Genomic DNA, 14,821 nt, shown 5'->3' with positions numbered 1-14,821 from the left:
GCGCTCAGCATTCGTGCTCGACGCTGGCCGTGGCGTCGCCGGTCTGGCTGGCCCAGGCGCGCGCGAAGATGGCGCGTTCCGGCTCGCCCGGCACCAGGTTCCAGAACACGATCAGGGTGTCCTTGTGGTCGTGTAACTGGGTCAACTTGTCGGCGAAAGCGGCGTCGCCCGCGCTGTCGGCCAGCGCCAGCGCGTAGCCATACACGCGGTGCAGTCGCTCGATGCGCTCGGGCTGGTCCTGGCTGTCGGTGGCGGTGATCGATGGGTGATCGGGGAACATGGAAAACTCCGGGTGGCGGCAAGGGCCAGCTTATCAGAATTTCATGCCTGTGAACAAGTTTCAGGCAGCCCGGAGGATGCGGCCGCGCGCCGCTGCGCAGGTCGGTTCGTCGCGCCCGCGCTCATCGCTATACTGGCGTCATGCCACACCGATCCGCACCCACCCAGGACCGTTCCGCGCCGCTGGTTCGCACCCGCGGCAACCGGCGCACGCTCGAGTTCCAGGAGGGCGACATCCAGAGCGAGATGCTGCTCTCGCGCCCCGACGCGCTGGTGCTCGACTACGCGCGGGCAATGATGTGCTTCGCCCTGTTCGCGCCGCGGCCGCGCCACATCCTGATGGTGGGCCTGGGCGGCGGCTCGCTGGTCAAGTTCTGCTACCGCCACTTTCCCGGCACGCGCATCACGGTGCTCGAAATCAGCGCCGAGGTGATCGCCCTGCGCGAGCAGTTCTGCGTGCCGGCCGACGACGCGCGCCTGCGCATCGTCCACACCGACGCCGCCGAGTACATCGGCGCCGCGCCCGCCAGCTTCGACGTCATCCTGGTCGACGGCTTCGACGCCGCCGGCATGCCCCAGGCACTCGGCAGCGCGCCCTTCTACGCCGGCTGCCGGCGCGCGCTGCGCGAAGGGGGGGTGCTGGTGGCGAACATCCTCGCCTACGATCCGGCCCACGCCGCGCTGGTGGCGCGCGTGAAGGCGGCGTTCGCCGACCGCGTCTGCGATTTCCATGGCATTGCCGGCAACAACCACCTGCTGTTCGCCGTCAAGGCCACGCCCGATCCCGCGCCGGGTTCGCCTGCGCGCCGCGCGCTGCGCCTCCAGCAAGGCGTGGCGCGCCGGCGTGGCCTGGCTTTCGCCTTCCTGAACCGGCTGCTGGCGCGGGCCGTGGTCGCCTGGCTGGCCTGGCGCCCTGTCTGATCGCGGCGACAGACCCATCCCTACACGGACCCCGCCGCGACAATAGTTTGCGGAAAGGACCGGAAATGTGACAAACTTGTCTGTTTAATGCCCACAGGCAAATAATTTCCTGGAACGGAACATGTCGCGTCGCCTCCTGTTTTCCCCGACCCGTGCCGCCGCCCTGACCTTCGGGGCCGGTCTTGCCGCGTCGATCGCATTGTTCCTGGGAGTGTGCCACCTGGAATACGACAACCTGGCCCTGTCGTTTGCCCAGCGCGCCGACCAGCGAGTGGCCGCCGTGCGCGAAGGCCTGCACGACGCGGTCGAGGTGATCACGGTGGCGAACCGCCTGTTTGCCCTCGGCACCCCGGTCACGCGCGCCCAGTTCCACGATTTTACGGCGCCCCTGCTGCAGCGCCATCCGTTCATCAAGGCCTTCAATTACCACCGGCTGGTGGCCGACGGCGAGCGCGCCGCGGTGGAGGCCGAACTGCAGGCCGTGATTCCCGGCACCGTGATCCGCGAAGAGCGCGACAGCCGCCAGGCGCCGGCAGAGCAGCGCCCGTTCTACAGCATCGTGTACTACCTGGAGCCGATGGCCGGCAACGAACCGGCCTTCGGTTTCGACTCCGCCACGCGCGCGCCGGTCAACGAGGCGCTGGCGCGCTCGCAGGCCGAAGGCCGGGCCGCCGCCACGCCGCTGTTTCCGCTGATCCAGGATCCGAACCCGCAGCCGAGTTTCCAGGTGATCCTGCCCGTGCACGACCGCGCCGGCAAACTGGTCGGCGACACCTCGGTGGTGGTGCGCGCGCGCGAACTGGTGCACAAATCACTGGCCGACGCCGGCCTGCTGGGCGACGACCAGGTCGTGATGGCGGTCTACGCCGGCGCCAGGGCCACCGCCGCCGACCTGGTCTTTAGCAACGGCAACGGCGGCGCCCTGCCGGCGGACGATCCGCTCTCGCGCTGGATCGCCCCCGAGCACAGCAACCGCACGGTCCGCAAGCTGGACCTGGCCGGCCGCCCATGGCTGGTCGAGGTCGCCGCAACGCCGCGTCCGTTCGCGGCCGACCACCTGGCCTCGCTGGCGCTGCTGGCCGGCGGCATCCTGCTCAGCCTGTTGACGGCGGCCTGGGTACAGTACTCGGGCGAGCGCGCCCGCCGCGTCCAGCAGCTGGTGCGCACCCGTACCGCCGACCTCAAGCGCACCAACCGGCGCCTGGTCGACGACATGGTCGCGCGCGAGCGCACCGAAAAAGCCCTGCAGCAAAGCGAACAGCGCTTCCGCCAGCTGGTGTCGATGTCCTCGGACTGGTACTGGGAGCAGGATGCGCAGTTGCGCTTCACGATGGTGACCGGCGGCTTTTCCGAAAAGGCCGGCGTGCTGGTCGAACACGTGCTGGGCAAGACGCGCTGGGAATACGTGCCGTCGCTGGCCGAGACCGAGAGCGGCCGCGCCCACATCGCCCGGGTCAAGGGTTACCTGCCCTTCAACGATCTCGAATACCAGGTGGTCGACGACCATGGCGAAACCCGCTGGTTCTGCGTCAACGGCCAGCCCGTGTTCGACCAGAACGGCAATTTCACCGGCTACCGCGGCACCGGCAGCGACATCACCGAGCGCAAGCTGACCGAGCAGCGCGTGCACCACGTGGCCCAGCACGACGTGCTGACCGGCCTGCCGAACCGCTCGCTGCTGCAGGACCGGCTGGGCCAGGCGGTGGCCTATGCCAACCGCAGCGGCAATCCGGTCTGGGTCATGCTGATCGACCTCGACCGCTTCAAGTTCGTCAACGACAGCATGGGCCACAAGGCCGGGGACGTGCTCCTGATGACGGTGGCGGCGCGCCTGCGCGGGGCCCTGCGCGACCTCGACACGGTGGCGCGCCTGTCGGGTGACGAGTTCGTGGTGATCGTGTCGGAACATGGCGAGCAGCAGCTGACCCAGGACATCGTCGAACGCGTCATGGCCGCCGTTGCCCAGCCGGTAATGCTCGGCACCAAGGAATTTTTTGTGACCTGCAGCATCGGCGTCGCCGTCTACCCGAGCGAGGCGACCGATGCCGACGTCCTGATCGAGCACGCCGACATCGCGATGTACCGCGCGAAAAAGCTGGGCCGTAATAACTTCCAGTTCTACACGCCCGCCATGAACGAGGAATCGCTGGAGCGGGTGCGCATCGAAGGCGCGCTGCGCAATGCCCTCGAGCGCGACGAGTTCGTGCTGTACTACCAGCCCCAGGTCGACATCAAGAGCGGCAAGATCGTCGGCATGGAAGCGCTGCTGCGCTGGCAGCACCCGGAACTGGGCATGGTGCCCCCCGGCCGCTTCATCGGCATTGCCGAAGACACCGGCCTGGTCGTGCCGATCGGGGCCTGGGTGCTGCGCACCGCCTGCGCCCAGAACAAGGCCTGGCACGATGCCGGCTACGACAAGCTGCGGGTGGCGGTCAACCTGTCGGCGCGCCAGTTCGGCGCACCCGACCTGCTCGAAGGCCTGGAAGCGGTGTTGCGCGACACCGGGCTGGAGCCGAAATACCTCGAGATCGAGCTCACCGAGAGCCTGTTCATGAGCGACATCACGCCGGCCGTCGACCTGCTGCACCGCATGAAGGCGCTCGGCGTGAACCTGTCGATCGACGATTTCGGCACCGGCTATTCGAGCCTGTCCTACCTGTCGCGCTTCCCGATCGACGTGCTCAAGATCGACCGCAGTTTTGTGGCCGACATCACGCGCGACGCCAACGACGAGGCCATCGTCACCTCGATCATCGCGCTGGCGCACAACCTGAAGCTGGCCGTGATCGCGGAAGGCGTGGAAACGGCAGAGCAGCTCGACTACCTGCGGCGCCATGGCTGCGACGAGATGCAGGGCTATTACTTCAGCAAGCCGCTGGCGGGCCCCCAGTTCGAGCAATTGCTGCGCGAGGGACGCGGATTGCGCGTCATCGAGCATCCGGCCGAGGCGGAGACGGAAGCGGCCGACGCCTGAGGCAGCCTGGCAATGTTGTCAGGTACCAAGTGAGGTATTGAGATGTGGCAATTTTCATATCGTTGCTCTACAATAGGCGTGTCTCTATTGCAATTTCGGGAAACGATGATGGAAGAAGTGAATGCACGGCCGGCGCAGGGAGCGCAGGCACGTGTGGTGAGGACCGACCTGCGCACCCGCGACCTGGTCAACCAGGCGGTAGCCTCGGTTCCGACGCTGGGCCTGCAACGCGCGGCAGAGTTTTTGGCGGCGATGAACGTCCCGGCCGAAATCGCCGTGCGCACCCTCGTCTATCCGCAACGCCGCCGGCGTTATTAGCCAGGCCGGGATGACACGCCAGCCATCCATGCGCACACGCAAACGCCGACGCCCTTCGCGTCGGCGTTTTGCTTTGCGGCCGCCGGCGGCCTGCCTACTGCGGGCGCCGCAGGCGGCGCCCCGGAACCATCATTTGCGCGGCTCTTGCGCCCGGATGTCCGCCAGCGATTCGCGGCCCCTGGCGGTGACCTCGAAGCTGCCGTCCTCACGCTGCGCAATATGCGACTTGCGGATCAGGAACTGGGCGACGTCACCCGGCACCGATGCCGCCGGATCCGCCTCCAGCGCCGTCAGCGCCTCGACGCAGGCGCGCAGGAACAGGACCTGCTGGCCCTTTTCCGTCAGGTCGACCCGACCGTCGCGGCCATAGGAAATCATCTTCAGGCCCGACAGGCGCTTGGCGTTGCGTCCGACGCAGGCATTGACCCGGTCGGTGCGCGCGCCGCGCCGGATGAACTCGAGCGCGTTATATTCGTCTGTCGTCAGTTTTTCGTTCTTCATTGCCGCTTTCTGGTTCGTATGCGGCCGTCATGGTAACCGGCGCGACGCCCTGCGGCAACTAATGGATGAGAAGCCCGGACCCGCTGCCCGGGCCCCGCGCCTTAGCGCACGCTGCGCAGGGCAATCCACAACAGGCCTGCGGCGACGATGCCGCCCACGGCCAGCACGCCCTGGAAGCGGCGCGAAGCAAAGCCGGTGTTCCGGCCCAGGTAAATTTTGTTATACAGCGAATTGCCCATCTGTTTCTCCGTCAATCAATCAACAAGACCATGAACGGATATTATAAAAAAAATCACACTTCGACACTGTTCGACACCGAACATAATTGTAACTTTGTGTGTGATTAGGCAACGACGCAACACCCTCGTACTGCGCGCCGGTGCCGAGTGGCGGCTGTTAGGATGTTCCCGACCTTGACTAGCACTGGAGCGCACCATGACACACCCGAAACACTCTGCCGACCCTGCCGCATCCGGCCGTCCCTTCCTCGACGAAGGCGATATCGGCAGCGGCGAAAAGACGCCGGCCCAGCAGGAAACCGAAGACATGATCAGGGAGATTCCGCCGCTTCAGCCCGGCAGCGCGCGCGAGCACGGCGCACCACACCACAAGAGCCACGACCAGGGGCAGGCGAAACCGTGACGCAGGGCGCTGCCGCCGGGTGCGGCAGTGTCGTGACAGGAAGGGGATAACGGCAGGCGGCGGCAGGCCGACGGGCACTGGCGCCGCGCGTGGCCGGGGCCAGGCTGGCCCCGCAAGGACTCAGTGCGCCCGGATCGGCGGCTCGGGCAGTTTCGGCTCTTCGACCGGCGCATGCATCGGATCGGGCACGTCGTCCGGCACCGGAATCGGTTGCGGCGGCGCCGGTTCCGGGTCCGGCGTCGAATGGGCATGCAGCGCGCCGGAGGGTTCGCCGCCACGCGGATCGGTCGTATCCATCATCAACATTTCTCCTCAGTGCGGGCCCGGACGCACAGCCGTGAGACCGCGCAACCCGGGGATCGTTCAACGCAGCGCCGGCGGCCGGGCAAGCCGCCCCCGGCGCCTGTTTCAGTGGTTCTGCTTCTGCTTGGCGCCGCCGCCGGCGCCTTCGCCGGTGCCGGCGCGCACGCGCGACTTGGCATCATGGCTGCTCTTGTCCTGCTCGCCGGCGCGCTTCTTCGCCATCTCCTCTTCCGACATGTGGGCCTCGGATTGCTTGCTCTGGGTGTCGTTCGCTTTCGATTCGTTCATGGTGATTCCTCCCGTGGTAGATGAAAACAGTAACGTTTGGCGCAGCCTAGCATGGAAGAACCGCCAAGGTTTTCAATCGTGCGCATCAGGCAAACTTGCGTATAGTTCAAGCTTTCCGCTCCCGAGCACACCATGAGAACCCGTCCGCTTTTGTCAACCTCCCTGCTGTCCATCCTGCTGCCGGCCCTGCTGTCGGCCCCACTCTCCGCCCTTGCCTTCGCACCGATGAAACTTGCCGACTACATGGCCCTGACCGGCCCCGCCCCTTCCGCGCGCATCGCCTATGGTCCTGCCCCTTCGCAATATGCCGAGCTCTTCGTTCCCGAGGGTACCGGGCCGTTCCCGGTCGCGGTGCTCGTGCATGGCGGCTGCTGGACCGAACAATTCGGCGGCATCGCCCAGCTGCGCAACATGGCCGGCGCCTTGCGCGAACGCGGCATCGCCGTCTGGAACGTGGAATACCGGCGCGTCGACGAACCCGGCGGCGGCTATCCCGGCATGTACCAGGACATGCATGCCGCGCTCGATGCCCTGGCCGCCCTGGCCGCCCGGCCCGGCAGCGCCAGGCTCGACCTGGAACGGGTGGTGGCGGTCGGCCATTCGGCGGGCGGCCAGCTGGTGCAGTGGATTGCGGGCCGCAGCCGCATTCCCGCCAGCAGCCCGCTCCACCGCAGCAAGATGTTGCCGGTGCGCGCCGTCGTCAGCCTGGGCGGCCTGGCCGACCTGCGCCGCGAACGCGAACTGATCAAGGCGAACTGCGGGCGCGACACGCCCGAGCTTGCCGGCGAGCCGAGCCGCGAGCGGCCGGACGTCTACGTCGACACGAATGCCGCCGAACTGCTGCCCAACGGCAGCCACACGATCCTCGTGACGGGCGAGCTCGACACGATTTCGCCGCCGCGCGTGGCGCACGACTACGCGGCGCGGGCGCGCGCAGCCGGCGACCGCGCCGACGTGGTGATCCTGCCCGGCGCCAGCCATTACGACGAGGTGGCGGCAAGTTCGCCTTCCTGGCCGCTGGTGGCCGCCGCCATCGAACGCGCGCTGGCCGCGACGGCCCGGCCGGCACCGATCAAGGACGCCGCGCCAGCGGCGCGTTGAGCACCAGGTCGGTGGTCGGCACGGCAACGCAGGGCAGCAGGTAGCGATCGCGCTTTTCCTCGATCGACAGGCCCGGCCATTCGACCAGGTAGCGCACGCTGCCGCTGTCGAGACGGCACAGGCAGGTGCGGCAGGTGCCGTTGCGGCAGGAATTGGGGAGCGTGAAGCCGGCCGCCTCGGCAGCCGCGAGCACGGTCGTGCCCTGCGCCGGGAAGCTGCAGCCGAGCGGCGCGAGCGTGATGACAAAGGGGTGAGGAGGAGTGGTGGCAGGTTCGCTCATGCACGGATTGTAGCGCTGGTTGATGTGTCGACGGGTGTGCCGATTGGCGCGGCGCCGGCCCCGGATGCCTGGGTACGTTCCCGCACAGACCGATGAGTGCGGCAAGCCTAGGCTGGAGTTTCCTTAAGTCAGCATTGCAGGTGCCCCATGAAAAAAATCGTCGCCCCCGTCGTCGTCGCCGCTCTTGCAGGCGCCCTTTCCTTGCCCGCCGCCGCGCAAGCGCCCCAGCCGGCCACGCAGGCAGCGCCCCAGGCCGGCCAGGCCTTGCCGGCCCAGGCCGCGGCACACGATCCGGCCACGCGCAAGCGCGCCGAATTCGAGCGCCTGCTGCGCGCCCAGGTCCTGCTCGACCGGATGCATTTTTCGCCTGGCGAGATCGACGGCGCCTACGGCTCGAACATGCGCCAGGCCTTGTCGGCCTTCCAGAAATCGCGCGACCTGCCGGCCACCGGCAAGCTCGACGAGGCGACCTGGAACGCCCTGAACCAGGACACCACCGCCACCCTCGTCAATTACACGATCGCCGAGGAAGACGTCGCCGGTCCCTTCCATGACGTCCCGGAAGACATGATGGAAAAGGCCAAGCTGGAAAAGCTCGGCTATGCCAATCCGCTCGAGGGCCTGGGCGAAAAATTCCACGCCAGCCCCGCCCTGCTCCAGCGCCTCAACCCCGGCAAGGACTTCAGCCGCGCCGGCGAGCAGATCGTCGTGCCGAGCGTGCATGGCGGCGCGCCGCTGCCGGCGGCGAGCAAGGTCGTGGTCAGCGACAGCCGCAAGGTGCTGATGCTGTTCGACGCGTCGGACCGCCTGATCGCGCAATATCCGGCCTCGACCGGCAGCCAGTACGATCCGCTGCCGATCGGCACCTGGAAGATCGAGGGCGTGCACCCGAACCCGACCTACCACTACAACCCGAAACTGTTCTGGGATGCCGAGCCGGGCGACAAGAAAGCCAAGGTTGCCCCCGGCCCGAACAACCCGGTGGGCGTGGTCTGGATCGACCTGTCCAAGCCGCACTACGGCATCCACGGCACGCCGGTGCCCAAGTTCATCGGCAAGACCGAATCGCACGGCTGCATCCGCCTGACCAACTGGAGCGCCGCCGCCGTGGCGGGCGCGGTGGCGGCCGGGACCCAGGTCGTGCTGGAGAAATAATTTGCTTGTTTAACCCAGGGAGGCTTCGATGAAATGGCTGGTTACGTTCCTGCTCGGCGTGGTGGTCGGCGCCGCCGGTTTGTTCGTCTATCTGCGCGAGATCGCTGACGCGCCCGATCCGATCGTCACCGAAGCGAGCGCCGGCGCGCCAGCGGCAGCAGCAGCGCCGCCTGCGCCACAGGCGGCCGCTGCGAACGCCATGCCGGCCGAGCTGGGCGACGCCGAGCTGCCGATCCGGCCTGCGGCGGGCGCCGCCGGCGCGGCCGCGCCGGAACTGACGGCCGCGGGCGGCATGCCGGCCAAGCTGCTGGTGCCCGTCGAGGGCGTCGCCTATGGCGCCCTGACCGACACCTTCGACCAGCCGCGCGGGCAGGAACGCCACCATGAAGCGCTCGACATCATGGCGCCGACAGGCACCCCGGTGCGCGCCGCCGGCGACGGCAAGGTCGTCAAGCTGTTCAACAGCAAGGCCGGCGGCATGACCTTGTACCAGTTCGATCCAGCCGAGCAATACGCGTATTACTACGCCCACCTCGACCGCTACGCCGACGGCATCAAGGAAGGCATGCAGCTCAAGCGCGGCGACCTGCTCGGGTATGTGGGCGCAAGCGGCAACGCCGACCCGAACGCGCCGCACCTGCATTTCGCGGTGTTCGCGCTGACGCCCGAGAAGCAGTGGTGGAAAGGGACGCCGGTCAATCCGTATCCGTTGCTGGGGGATTGATCAGGCAAGTGTCAGGTAGGGTGGACGGGTTCCCCGTCCACGCGTTCAAGCAGCAGTGACCTGGCCGCCGCCAGGGCAAGGCCGCGCCCACCCTACGGTTACAAGGCGGCGTTCGTCTCGGCTGCCGGTTCGTCCACATCGGCGCCGACATTGATCGCCGCATACGCACGCTGCACGGCAATCGCTTCGCGGCTGGCGGCGCCATACAATTCCTGCGCCGATTCGATCATCTTCGCGCGCGCCTCGGCGTAATTGGTGCTGGAGGTGAACTTGGTGGTGTTCGCCTTGAACCAGATGCGGAAAGCCTTGTCGAGGCCGATGCCCGTCATCGCCTGGGGCGACGCGACCAGGTATTTGCTGTAGTAGTCGCCCTCCTTGTCCGCCTTCGAGCCCTGCGCCAGGAAATAGAACATCCGGTTGTTCGGGCCGCTGCTGTAGTGGACGTCGAGGCGCTTGAGCGAGGTGCTCCAGGCGTCCGGGCTGTTGCCGTCCTTGCTGGGCCGGTACATCCAGCGCAGCGGCTTGCCTGCGGGGCTGATCTCGGTGCCGAGCATCCAGTCGTTGCCGCTCGGCGGGACGAGTTCGCCCTTGCCGCCGGCCCGCGCATAGGCCTCGACCACTTCCCCCTTGATGTCGGAACTCGACTCGTTGAGCCCGCCCGACTCGCCCGAATAGATCAGGTCGGAGGTGGCGGCCGTGACGCCGTGGCCCATCTCGTGGCCGATGACGTCGATCGAGCCCAGGCTGGTGAAGCTGTTGCCGTCGCCGATGAACATGCAGCGGCAGGTGTCGCTGTAATAGGCGTTGTCGTAGGCGGTATTGACGTGCACGGCGATGTAGGTGGCCGTGTTGTGCCCGTCGAGCGATTGCCAGCCGAGCACGTTCTTCATGGCGTCGTAGGTGTTCATCAGGCCCCACATGGCGTTCACGGCCGCGGTCTGGCCGTTCGCGTCCGTTGTGCTGCCGCCGCGCACGTACTGTTTGCCGTCGCCCCAGGTGTTGCTGGTGTGGGTGTACATCTTGCCGGCGCTGCTGGTGCCGTTGGCGTTGGTGATCGCCATCGCGCCGAAGGTGCCGCCGGTGCCGCGCTCGGGATCGAGCATCTGGAAGCTGCCGTTGGCCTCGGTGGTGCTGATCGGCACCTCGCCGTTGTACTGGCTCTTGCCGACCCCGATCACGGTCTGCAGGGCGTCCCAGCGGTCGATCACGCGGCCGTCCTTCGCGCTGACGATGGTGTCGTGGTAGAGCGGCCGGTCGGCGCGCTGCATGCGGGTGCGCACCAGGTAGGCCAGCTCGTAATGGTCCACCACTTCCTGCACGTCGAGCGCATTCAGTTCGGCCTCGAGCTTGGCTTCGGCGCCCGCCACGCGCTCCATCTTCATCACCGGATAAATCAGCAGTTCGACGCTGGGCGGCTTGATGTGGGTGGCGCCGGCCCCGGTCGCCGCGACCGCGGTGTCGATGGCGGCTTTCGGCGGCAGCGCGGGTCGCACGCTGAAATCGGCGGTCGCCGCGCCGAGCCGGTTGGCAGGACCGCGCCCGAGGTGCAGGCGGCGGTCGGAGGCGGCCTCGGAGACGATCGCGCCGGAGGCGTCGAGCACCACCACCGATTCCGAACCGAACACCCGCAAGCCCTTGTAGGTGTGGGCGGCGCGCACCACCTGCGTGCCCTGCATGCCCGGATGCTGGAGGGCCACCGTGAAGCCGTGGTTGTGATCGAGCCCGCGCGCGACGCGGGCCTGGGCGAGCTTCGACACCAGGGCCGCCCTGGCCTCGGGCGACGGCAGCTTGGGTGCGCTCATCATCGGCGCGGCGCCGGCACCGGCGCAATAGCTTGCAATCAGGACGCCAAGGGGCGCGGCCAGCAGGCGGGTGCGAAGCTTCATCTCGTCTCCATTCGAAGGTAGCCAGGGAGTTTCCCAACCGCAAAATTACGGTGGGCCTCTTCGAAGTGTGGACGAGCCTCAAAAACAGTAATTGCTTAAACGCAAGAAGCCCCGCCGGCGCGTCGAGACGCAGCGGCGGGGCCACAGTGCCGGCGGGCGGATGCCCGACGGTGAAGGCGTGCTTCAGTAGCGGTCGTCGTAGCGATGGTCGTAACGCGCATAGCGCTCGTTACGATTGTCGCCGCGGTCATCGTCGCGGCCGTCGTCGCGATCGTTCCGCTTCATCAGGTAATACGCGGCCCCGGCCAGCACGCCGGCAATCGCCAGCTTTTTCGCCAGCCCGGCCTTGTTGTGCTGCCACTCGGCCTTGATACCCATTTCTGCCAGGATGTTGGGCACATGGCCATGGGAGATGTCCTCGACCACGCCCTCGACCACGTTGATGCGGTCGGCGCCGAGCAGGATCAGCCAGTGGCGCAGGTCGTTCTCGGAGTACTTGAAGGCGGCGCGGCGCAGCATGCCCGACAGGCCCGAGGGTGGCTGGACCGTTCCATGCAGCTGGGTAATGCCGGGGCGCTCGTTCGACACCAGCACTTCGACGTGCTGCTCCTGGGCCGGTGGCGTAGGCATGTTGGCCGGCGTGTAGCGCGGCGGCGTGCGTTCCATCGGCACTGCCGGACGGTTCTTGTGGTCGAGATCGGCGCCCCAGCCCTTGATGTGCGTCAGCTGCTCGCGCGTGCGGCGGGTCTGCTTCGCCTCGGGCTGCACCGGGTGGCGGTAGCCATGCTCGTGGTCATGGGTATGGTCGTGGCCCAGCCGGTCGAGGCTGGCTTCGTTTGGATGTGCGTGCGTGGTCATGGCGGTTCGGCTTTCCATGCGTCCTCCTTATGGCGTGACACTGGCCGCGACGGCGCGCACTTCGTGGGCGCGTGGCGGGATCAGGATCGGTTTTATGCAGTTGTCGAGCTTGCTCGAGAAGAGGTGATAGGCATCCGCCACTTCTTCCAGCGGAATGCGGTGCGTGATGATCTGCTTGGGGTCGATGTGGCCGGCACGGATGTGCTCGATCAGGCGCGGCAGGTGGCGCTTGACGCTGGCCTGGTTCATGCGCATCGTGATGCCCTTGTTCATGGCATTCCCGATCGGCACGGCATTGAAGGTCGGGCCGTAGACGCCGACGATCGACACGTTGCCGCCCTTGCGCACCGAGTTGATGCACCAGTGCAGCACGATGGCCGAACCGGACTGCGCCTTCATGAGGCGGCCGGTGATGGTTTGCAGGGTGCTGCCGGCGGCGTCGCAGCCGACCGCGTCGATGCAGACGTCGGCGCCCAGGCCATCGGTCATCTTCTTGATGTGGATCGCCATGTCCTGCACGTCCTTGAAGTTGACCACTTCGCACTGGGCGTAGTTCTTGACGAACTCGAGGCGGTATTCGACCTCGTCGACCACGATCACGCGCCCGGCGCCGAACAGCCAGGCCGACTTGGCGGCGAAGATGCCGACCGGTCCGGCGCCGAACACGACCACCGTGTCGCCTTCCTTGATGTCGCCCATCTCGGCCGCCTGGTAGCCGGTCGGCAGCGCATCGGTGAGCAGCACGGCGTCGTCGTCGTGGATGTCGTCCGGAATCTTGATCGGGGCGACGTCGGCCATCGGGATGCGCACGTATTCGGCCTGTCCGCCGTCGTAGCCGCCGGCCGTGTGCGAATAGCCGTAGATGGCGCCGACGGCGGTCGCCGCCGCGTTCACGTTATGGCAATTACCGTAGAGTTCTTTCTGGCAGAAGAAGCAGGAGCCGCAGAAAATGTTGAACGGCACCAGCACGCGGTCGCCCACCTCCAGCGTCGTCACCATCGGCCCGACATCCTCGACGATGCCGATGAATTCGTGGCCGAAGGTGTGGCCGACGCGGGTATCGGGAACCATGCCGTGGTACAGGTGCAGGTCGGACCCGCAAATGCACGAGCGCGTGACACGGATGATGGCGTCGCCTGGATGCTCGATGACGGGATCGGACTTGTGTTGGGCGCGCACACGGTAGGGCCCCCGGTAGTTCATTGCCAGCATAAATTCCTCCTCGAAAGTTTCTGCTTGTCCGGTATCGAATGCGGACGCATGAGTTCTAAACTTATGTCAAAACGCTACTAATTACGATATGCGCACGGAAACGAACGCAGGTTTTTTAACCGGATTTACACGAACTTTAGCAACTGTTCGCCACAGGAAAGCGAAACTTCCCCGTGGCATCGAGGTTGGACTCGCCTGATTACAGCTGGCGCGCCTCGAAGGTATTGCACTGCTCGACCTCGCCCGTCTCGAAGCCGCGCTTGAACCAGCGCACCCGCTGGGCCGAGCTGCCGTGGGTGAAGGAATCCGGCACCACGGTGCCCTGCGAGCGGCGCTGGATCGCGTCGTCGCCGATCGCCGTTGCCGTCGCCAGTGCCTGCTCGATGTCGCCGGTCTCGAGGAAGGCTTCCTTCTTTTGCGTGTGATAGGCCCAGACGCCGGCGAAACAGTCGGCCTGCAGCTCCAGCCGTACCGAGAGCGCATTGCCCTGGGTTTCGGACATCGCGCGCTGCGCCTGCTGGACCTTGTCGGAGATGCCGGTCAGGTTCTGCACGTGGTGACCGACCTCGTGCGCGATCACATAGGCTTGCGCGAACTCGCCGCCGACGTTGAAGCGCTGCTCCATGAGGCGGAAGAAGCTCAGGTCGATGTAGACCTTGCTGTCGCCCGGACAATAGAAGGGGCCGCTGGCGCTGCTGCCCGTGCCGCAGGCGGTGGGAACGCGCCCTTCGAACAGCACCAGCCTGGGCGCCTGGTAGCGTGCGCCCTGGGCCGCGAACAGGGGCGTCCAGGCATCCTCGGTATAGGCCAGCACGGTGCGCACGAAGCGGGTTTGCGGGTCGTTGGCGGGCGCCGCGTCCGGCCCCGGCTGCTGCACCTGGGGCGCCGGCCCGCCGCCGCCCATCATGCCGATCACGGTGCCGGGGTCGACGCCGAAGAACAGCGAAGCGACCAGGGCGATCGCGATCGTGCCCAGCCCCACCGACTTGCCGCCGATGCCAAAGCCGCCACCGCCGCCGCGGCGGTCCTCGACGTTGCTGCTCTCGCGGTCGCCTTCCCACTTCATCGCGACCTCCGCAGCTGTGCCGAGTTCATGCTTTCGCGCGCGTCCTTCAGGCGGAATTCGTCGTCGAGGGCCAGGCCGGAGCGGGCCTCGTCGTTGAGCGTGCGTTCATGCCGTTCGCGTTCGACCTCGCGGTCCACGCGCTGGTGTTCCTGATCCGGGAGCAATGGCTTCATGATTATCCTTGGCTGTTTTGGTCGCTGCGCCGGCACCCTGGCCGGCCCTGGCGTTGTTGCCAGTATGGACGCGCAGTAGCAGGCGGTATGTTCGGACATTCACATAAGAAGCTTGTCAGGTAAATAAGTACGCGACAGTC

The 14,821-nt window shown here is 66.8% G+C and carries 18 protein-coding genes; 7 read left to right on the top strand and 11 right to left on the bottom strand.

Annotation, left to right across the window (positions count from 1 at the left end; all coding sequences use genetic code 11):
* Positions 1–4 precede the first annotated feature (4 nt).
* Complete coding sequence (locus tag ACFPAH_RS10550) at positions 5–280, bottom strand: hypothetical protein (RefSeq protein ID WP_379744472.1); 276 nt, start codon at positions 278–280, stop codon at positions 5–7.
* Between the two features lie 140 nt (positions 281–420).
* On the opposite strand from ACFPAH_RS10550, the gene ACFPAH_RS10545 reads away from it, so the two are divergent.
* The 3 genes from ACFPAH_RS10545 (at position 421) to ACFPAH_RS10535 (ending at position 4,492) form a co-directional block, all read left to right on the top strand.
* The gene (locus ACFPAH_RS10545; protein WP_379744470.1) at positions 421–1,200 is read left to right on the top strand and encodes a fused MFS/spermidine synthase; all 780 of its coding nucleotides are present in this window, start codon (positions 421–423) and stop codon (positions 1,198–1,200) included.
* 121 nt (positions 1,201–1,321) lie between these two features.
* Positions 1,322–4,174 (top strand): EAL domain-containing protein, encoded by a 2,853-nt coding sequence (locus ACFPAH_RS10540; protein WP_379744468.1) that lies wholly within the window; start codon positions 1,322–1,324, stop codon positions 4,172–4,174.
* Between the two features lie 105 nt (positions 4,175–4,279).
* Entirely contained in the window at positions 4,280–4,492 is a 213-nt protein-coding gene (locus ACFPAH_RS10535) for a hypothetical protein (RefSeq protein ID WP_379744466.1), read from the top strand.
* 129 nt (positions 4,493–4,621) lie between these two features.
* On the opposite strand, the gene ACFPAH_RS10530 is transcribed toward ACFPAH_RS10535, so the two are convergent.
* A complete protein-coding gene (locus ACFPAH_RS10530; protein ID WP_379744464.1) occupies positions 4,622–4,993 on the bottom strand; it encodes a hypothetical protein in 372 nt (123 codons plus the stop codon).
* Positions 4,994–5,094: 101 nt separating this feature from the next.
* Positions 5,095–5,232, bottom strand: a complete 138-nt coding sequence (locus ACFPAH_RS10525) for a hypothetical protein (RefSeq protein WP_379744462.1) — start codon at positions 5,230–5,232, stop codon at positions 5,095–5,097.
* Between the two features lie 196 nt (positions 5,233–5,428).
* On the opposite strand from ACFPAH_RS10525, the gene ACFPAH_RS10520 reads away from it, so the two are divergent.
* Positions 5,429–5,635 (top strand): hypothetical protein, encoded by a 207-nt coding sequence (locus ACFPAH_RS10520; protein ID WP_379744460.1) that lies wholly within the window; start codon positions 5,429–5,431, stop codon positions 5,633–5,635.
* Between the two features lie 120 nt (positions 5,636–5,755).
* On the opposite strand, the gene ACFPAH_RS10515 is transcribed toward ACFPAH_RS10520, so the two are convergent.
* The gene (locus ACFPAH_RS10515; protein ID WP_379744458.1) at positions 5,756–5,935 is read right to left on the bottom strand and encodes a hypothetical protein; all 180 of its coding nucleotides are present in this window, start codon (positions 5,933–5,935) and stop codon (positions 5,756–5,758) included.
* A gap of 108 nt (positions 5,936–6,043) precedes the next feature.
* On the bottom strand, positions 6,044–6,226 hold the full coding sequence (locus ACFPAH_RS10510) for a hypothetical protein (protein ID WP_379744456.1): 183 nt from the start codon (positions 6,224–6,226) through the stop codon (positions 6,044–6,046).
* A gap of 150 nt (positions 6,227–6,376) precedes the next feature.
* Here ACFPAH_RS10510 and ACFPAH_RS10505 point away from each other — a divergent pair, with 150 nt between their 5' ends.
* Positions 6,377–7,327, top strand: a complete 951-nt coding sequence (locus ACFPAH_RS10505; protein ID WP_379744454.1) for an alpha/beta hydrolase — start codon at positions 6,377–6,379, stop codon at positions 7,325–7,327.
* Here ACFPAH_RS10505 and ACFPAH_RS10500 read toward each other — a convergent pair.
* Positions 7,299–7,607 (bottom strand): 2Fe-2S iron-sulfur cluster-binding protein, encoded by a 309-nt coding sequence (locus ACFPAH_RS10500; RefSeq protein WP_379744452.1) that lies wholly within the window; start codon positions 7,605–7,607, stop codon positions 7,299–7,301. The two genes, ACFPAH_RS10505 and ACFPAH_RS10500, sit on opposite strands and share 29 nt — an antisense overlap.
* Before the next feature lie 147 nt (positions 7,608–7,754).
* On the opposite strand from ACFPAH_RS10500, the gene ACFPAH_RS10495 reads away from it, so the two are divergent.
* Both ACFPAH_RS10495 and ACFPAH_RS10490 read left to right on the top strand, forming a co-directional pair.
* The gene (locus ACFPAH_RS10495) at positions 7,755–8,762 is read left to right on the top strand and encodes a L,D-transpeptidase family protein (RefSeq protein ID WP_379744450.1); all 1,008 of its coding nucleotides are present in this window, start codon (positions 7,755–7,757) and stop codon (positions 8,760–8,762) included.
* Between the two features lie 28 nt (positions 8,763–8,790).
* Positions 8,791–9,486 carry a M23 family metallopeptidase gene (locus ACFPAH_RS10490; RefSeq protein WP_379744448.1) on the top strand — a complete coding sequence of 232 codons (696 nt, stop codon included), beginning with the start codon at positions 8,791–8,793 and terminating at the stop codon, positions 9,484–9,486.
* A gap of 98 nt (positions 9,487–9,584) precedes the next feature.
* On the opposite strand, the gene ACFPAH_RS10485 is transcribed toward ACFPAH_RS10490, so the two are convergent.
* The 5 genes from ACFPAH_RS10485 to ACFPAH_RS10465 form a co-directional block, all read right to left on the bottom strand.
* Positions 9,585–11,372, bottom strand: coding sequence for a M4 family metallopeptidase (locus ACFPAH_RS10485; RefSeq protein ID WP_379744446.1), 1,788 nt, complete (start codon positions 11,370–11,372; stop codon positions 9,585–9,587).
* A 183-nt stretch (positions 11,373–11,555) separates the two neighbouring features.
* Entirely contained in the window at positions 11,556–12,248 is a 693-nt protein-coding gene (locus ACFPAH_RS10480; RefSeq protein ID WP_379744444.1) for a hypothetical protein, read from the bottom strand.
* A gap of 9 nt (positions 12,249–12,257) precedes the next feature.
* A complete protein-coding gene (locus ACFPAH_RS10475; protein ID WP_379744442.1) occupies positions 12,258–13,442 on the bottom strand; it encodes a zinc-dependent alcohol dehydrogenase in 1,185 nt (394 codons plus the stop codon).
* A 199-nt stretch (positions 13,443–13,641) separates the two neighbouring features.
* Positions 13,642–14,508, bottom strand: coding sequence for a neutral zinc metallopeptidase (locus ACFPAH_RS10470; protein WP_379744440.1), 867 nt, complete (start codon positions 14,506–14,508; stop codon positions 13,642–13,644).
* Positions 14,505–14,681 (bottom strand): hypothetical protein, encoded by a 177-nt coding sequence (locus tag ACFPAH_RS10465; RefSeq protein ID WP_379744438.1) that lies wholly within the window; start codon positions 14,679–14,681, stop codon positions 14,505–14,507. The genes ACFPAH_RS10470 and ACFPAH_RS10465 overlap by 4 nt, the downstream gene beginning before the upstream one ends.
* Positions 14,682–14,821 lie beyond the last annotated feature (140 nt).

The sequence above is a fragment of the Massilia sp. GCM10023247 genome (assembly GCF_042653325.1).
Lineage (GTDB): Bacteria > Pseudomonadota > Gammaproteobacteria > Burkholderiales > Burkholderiaceae_D > Telluria.
The sequence above is the reverse complement of the archived record's forward strand: the minus strand, read 5'-3'. Positions and strand labels throughout refer to the sequence as shown.

Excerpts from the sequence above, each read along its gene's own strand:
- ACFPAH_RS10550 (WP_379744472.1), bottom strand. The coding sequence starts at position 280 with ATGTTCCCCGATCACCCATCGATCACCGCCACCGACAGCCAGGACCAG.
- ACFPAH_RS10545 (WP_379744470.1), top strand. The coding sequence starts at position 421 with ATGCCACACCGATCCGCACCCACCCAGGACCGTTCCGCGCCGCTGGTT.
- ACFPAH_RS10540 (WP_379744468.1), top strand. The coding sequence starts at position 1,322 with ATGTCGCGTCGCCTCCTGTTTTCCCCGACCCGTGCCGCCGCCCTGACC.
- ACFPAH_RS10535 (WP_379744466.1), top strand. The coding sequence starts at position 4,280 with ATGATGGAAGAAGTGAATGCACGGCCGGCGCAGGGAGCGCAGGCACGT.
- ACFPAH_RS10530 (WP_379744464.1), bottom strand. The coding sequence starts at position 4,993 with ATGAAGAACGAAAAACTGACGACAGACGAATATAACGCGCTCGAGTTC.
- ACFPAH_RS10525 (WP_379744462.1), bottom strand. The coding sequence starts at position 5,232 with ATGGGCAATTCGCTGTATAACAAAATTTACCTGGGCCGGAACACCGGC.
- ACFPAH_RS10520 (WP_379744460.1), top strand. The coding sequence starts at position 5,429 with ATGACACACCCGAAACACTCTGCCGACCCTGCCGCATCCGGCCGTCCC.
- ACFPAH_RS10515 (WP_379744458.1), bottom strand. The coding sequence starts at position 5,935 with ATGATGGATACGACCGATCCGCGTGGCGGCGAACCCTCCGGCGCGCTG.
- ACFPAH_RS10510 (WP_379744456.1), bottom strand. The coding sequence starts at position 6,226 with ATGAACGAATCGAAAGCGAACGACACCCAGAGCAAGCAATCCGAGGCC.
- ACFPAH_RS10500 (WP_379744452.1), bottom strand. The coding sequence starts at position 7,607 with ATGAGCGAACCTGCCACCACTCCTCCTCACCCCTTTGTCATCACGCTC.
- ACFPAH_RS10495 (WP_379744450.1), top strand. The coding sequence starts at position 7,755 with ATGAAAAAAATCGTCGCCCCCGTCGTCGTCGCCGCTCTTGCAGGCGCC.
- ACFPAH_RS10490 (WP_379744448.1), top strand. The coding sequence starts at position 8,791 with ATGAAATGGCTGGTTACGTTCCTGCTCGGCGTGGTGGTCGGCGCCGCC.
- ACFPAH_RS10485 (WP_379744446.1), bottom strand. The coding sequence starts at position 11,372 with ATGAAGCTTCGCACCCGCCTGCTGGCCGCGCCCCTTGGCGTCCTGATT.
- ACFPAH_RS10480 (WP_379744444.1), bottom strand. The coding sequence starts at position 12,248 with ATGGAAAGCCGAACCGCCATGACCACGCACGCACATCCAAACGAAGCC.
- ACFPAH_RS10475 (WP_379744442.1), bottom strand. The coding sequence starts at position 13,442 with ATGCTGGCAATGAACTACCGGGGGCCCTACCGTGTGCGCGCCCAACAC.
- ACFPAH_RS10470 (WP_379744440.1), bottom strand. The coding sequence starts at position 14,508 with ATGAAGTGGGAAGGCGACCGCGAGAGCAGCAACGTCGAGGACCGCCGC.
- ACFPAH_RS10465 (WP_379744438.1), bottom strand. The coding sequence starts at position 14,681 with ATGAAGCCATTGCTCCCGGATCAGGAACACCAGCGCGTGGACCGCGAG.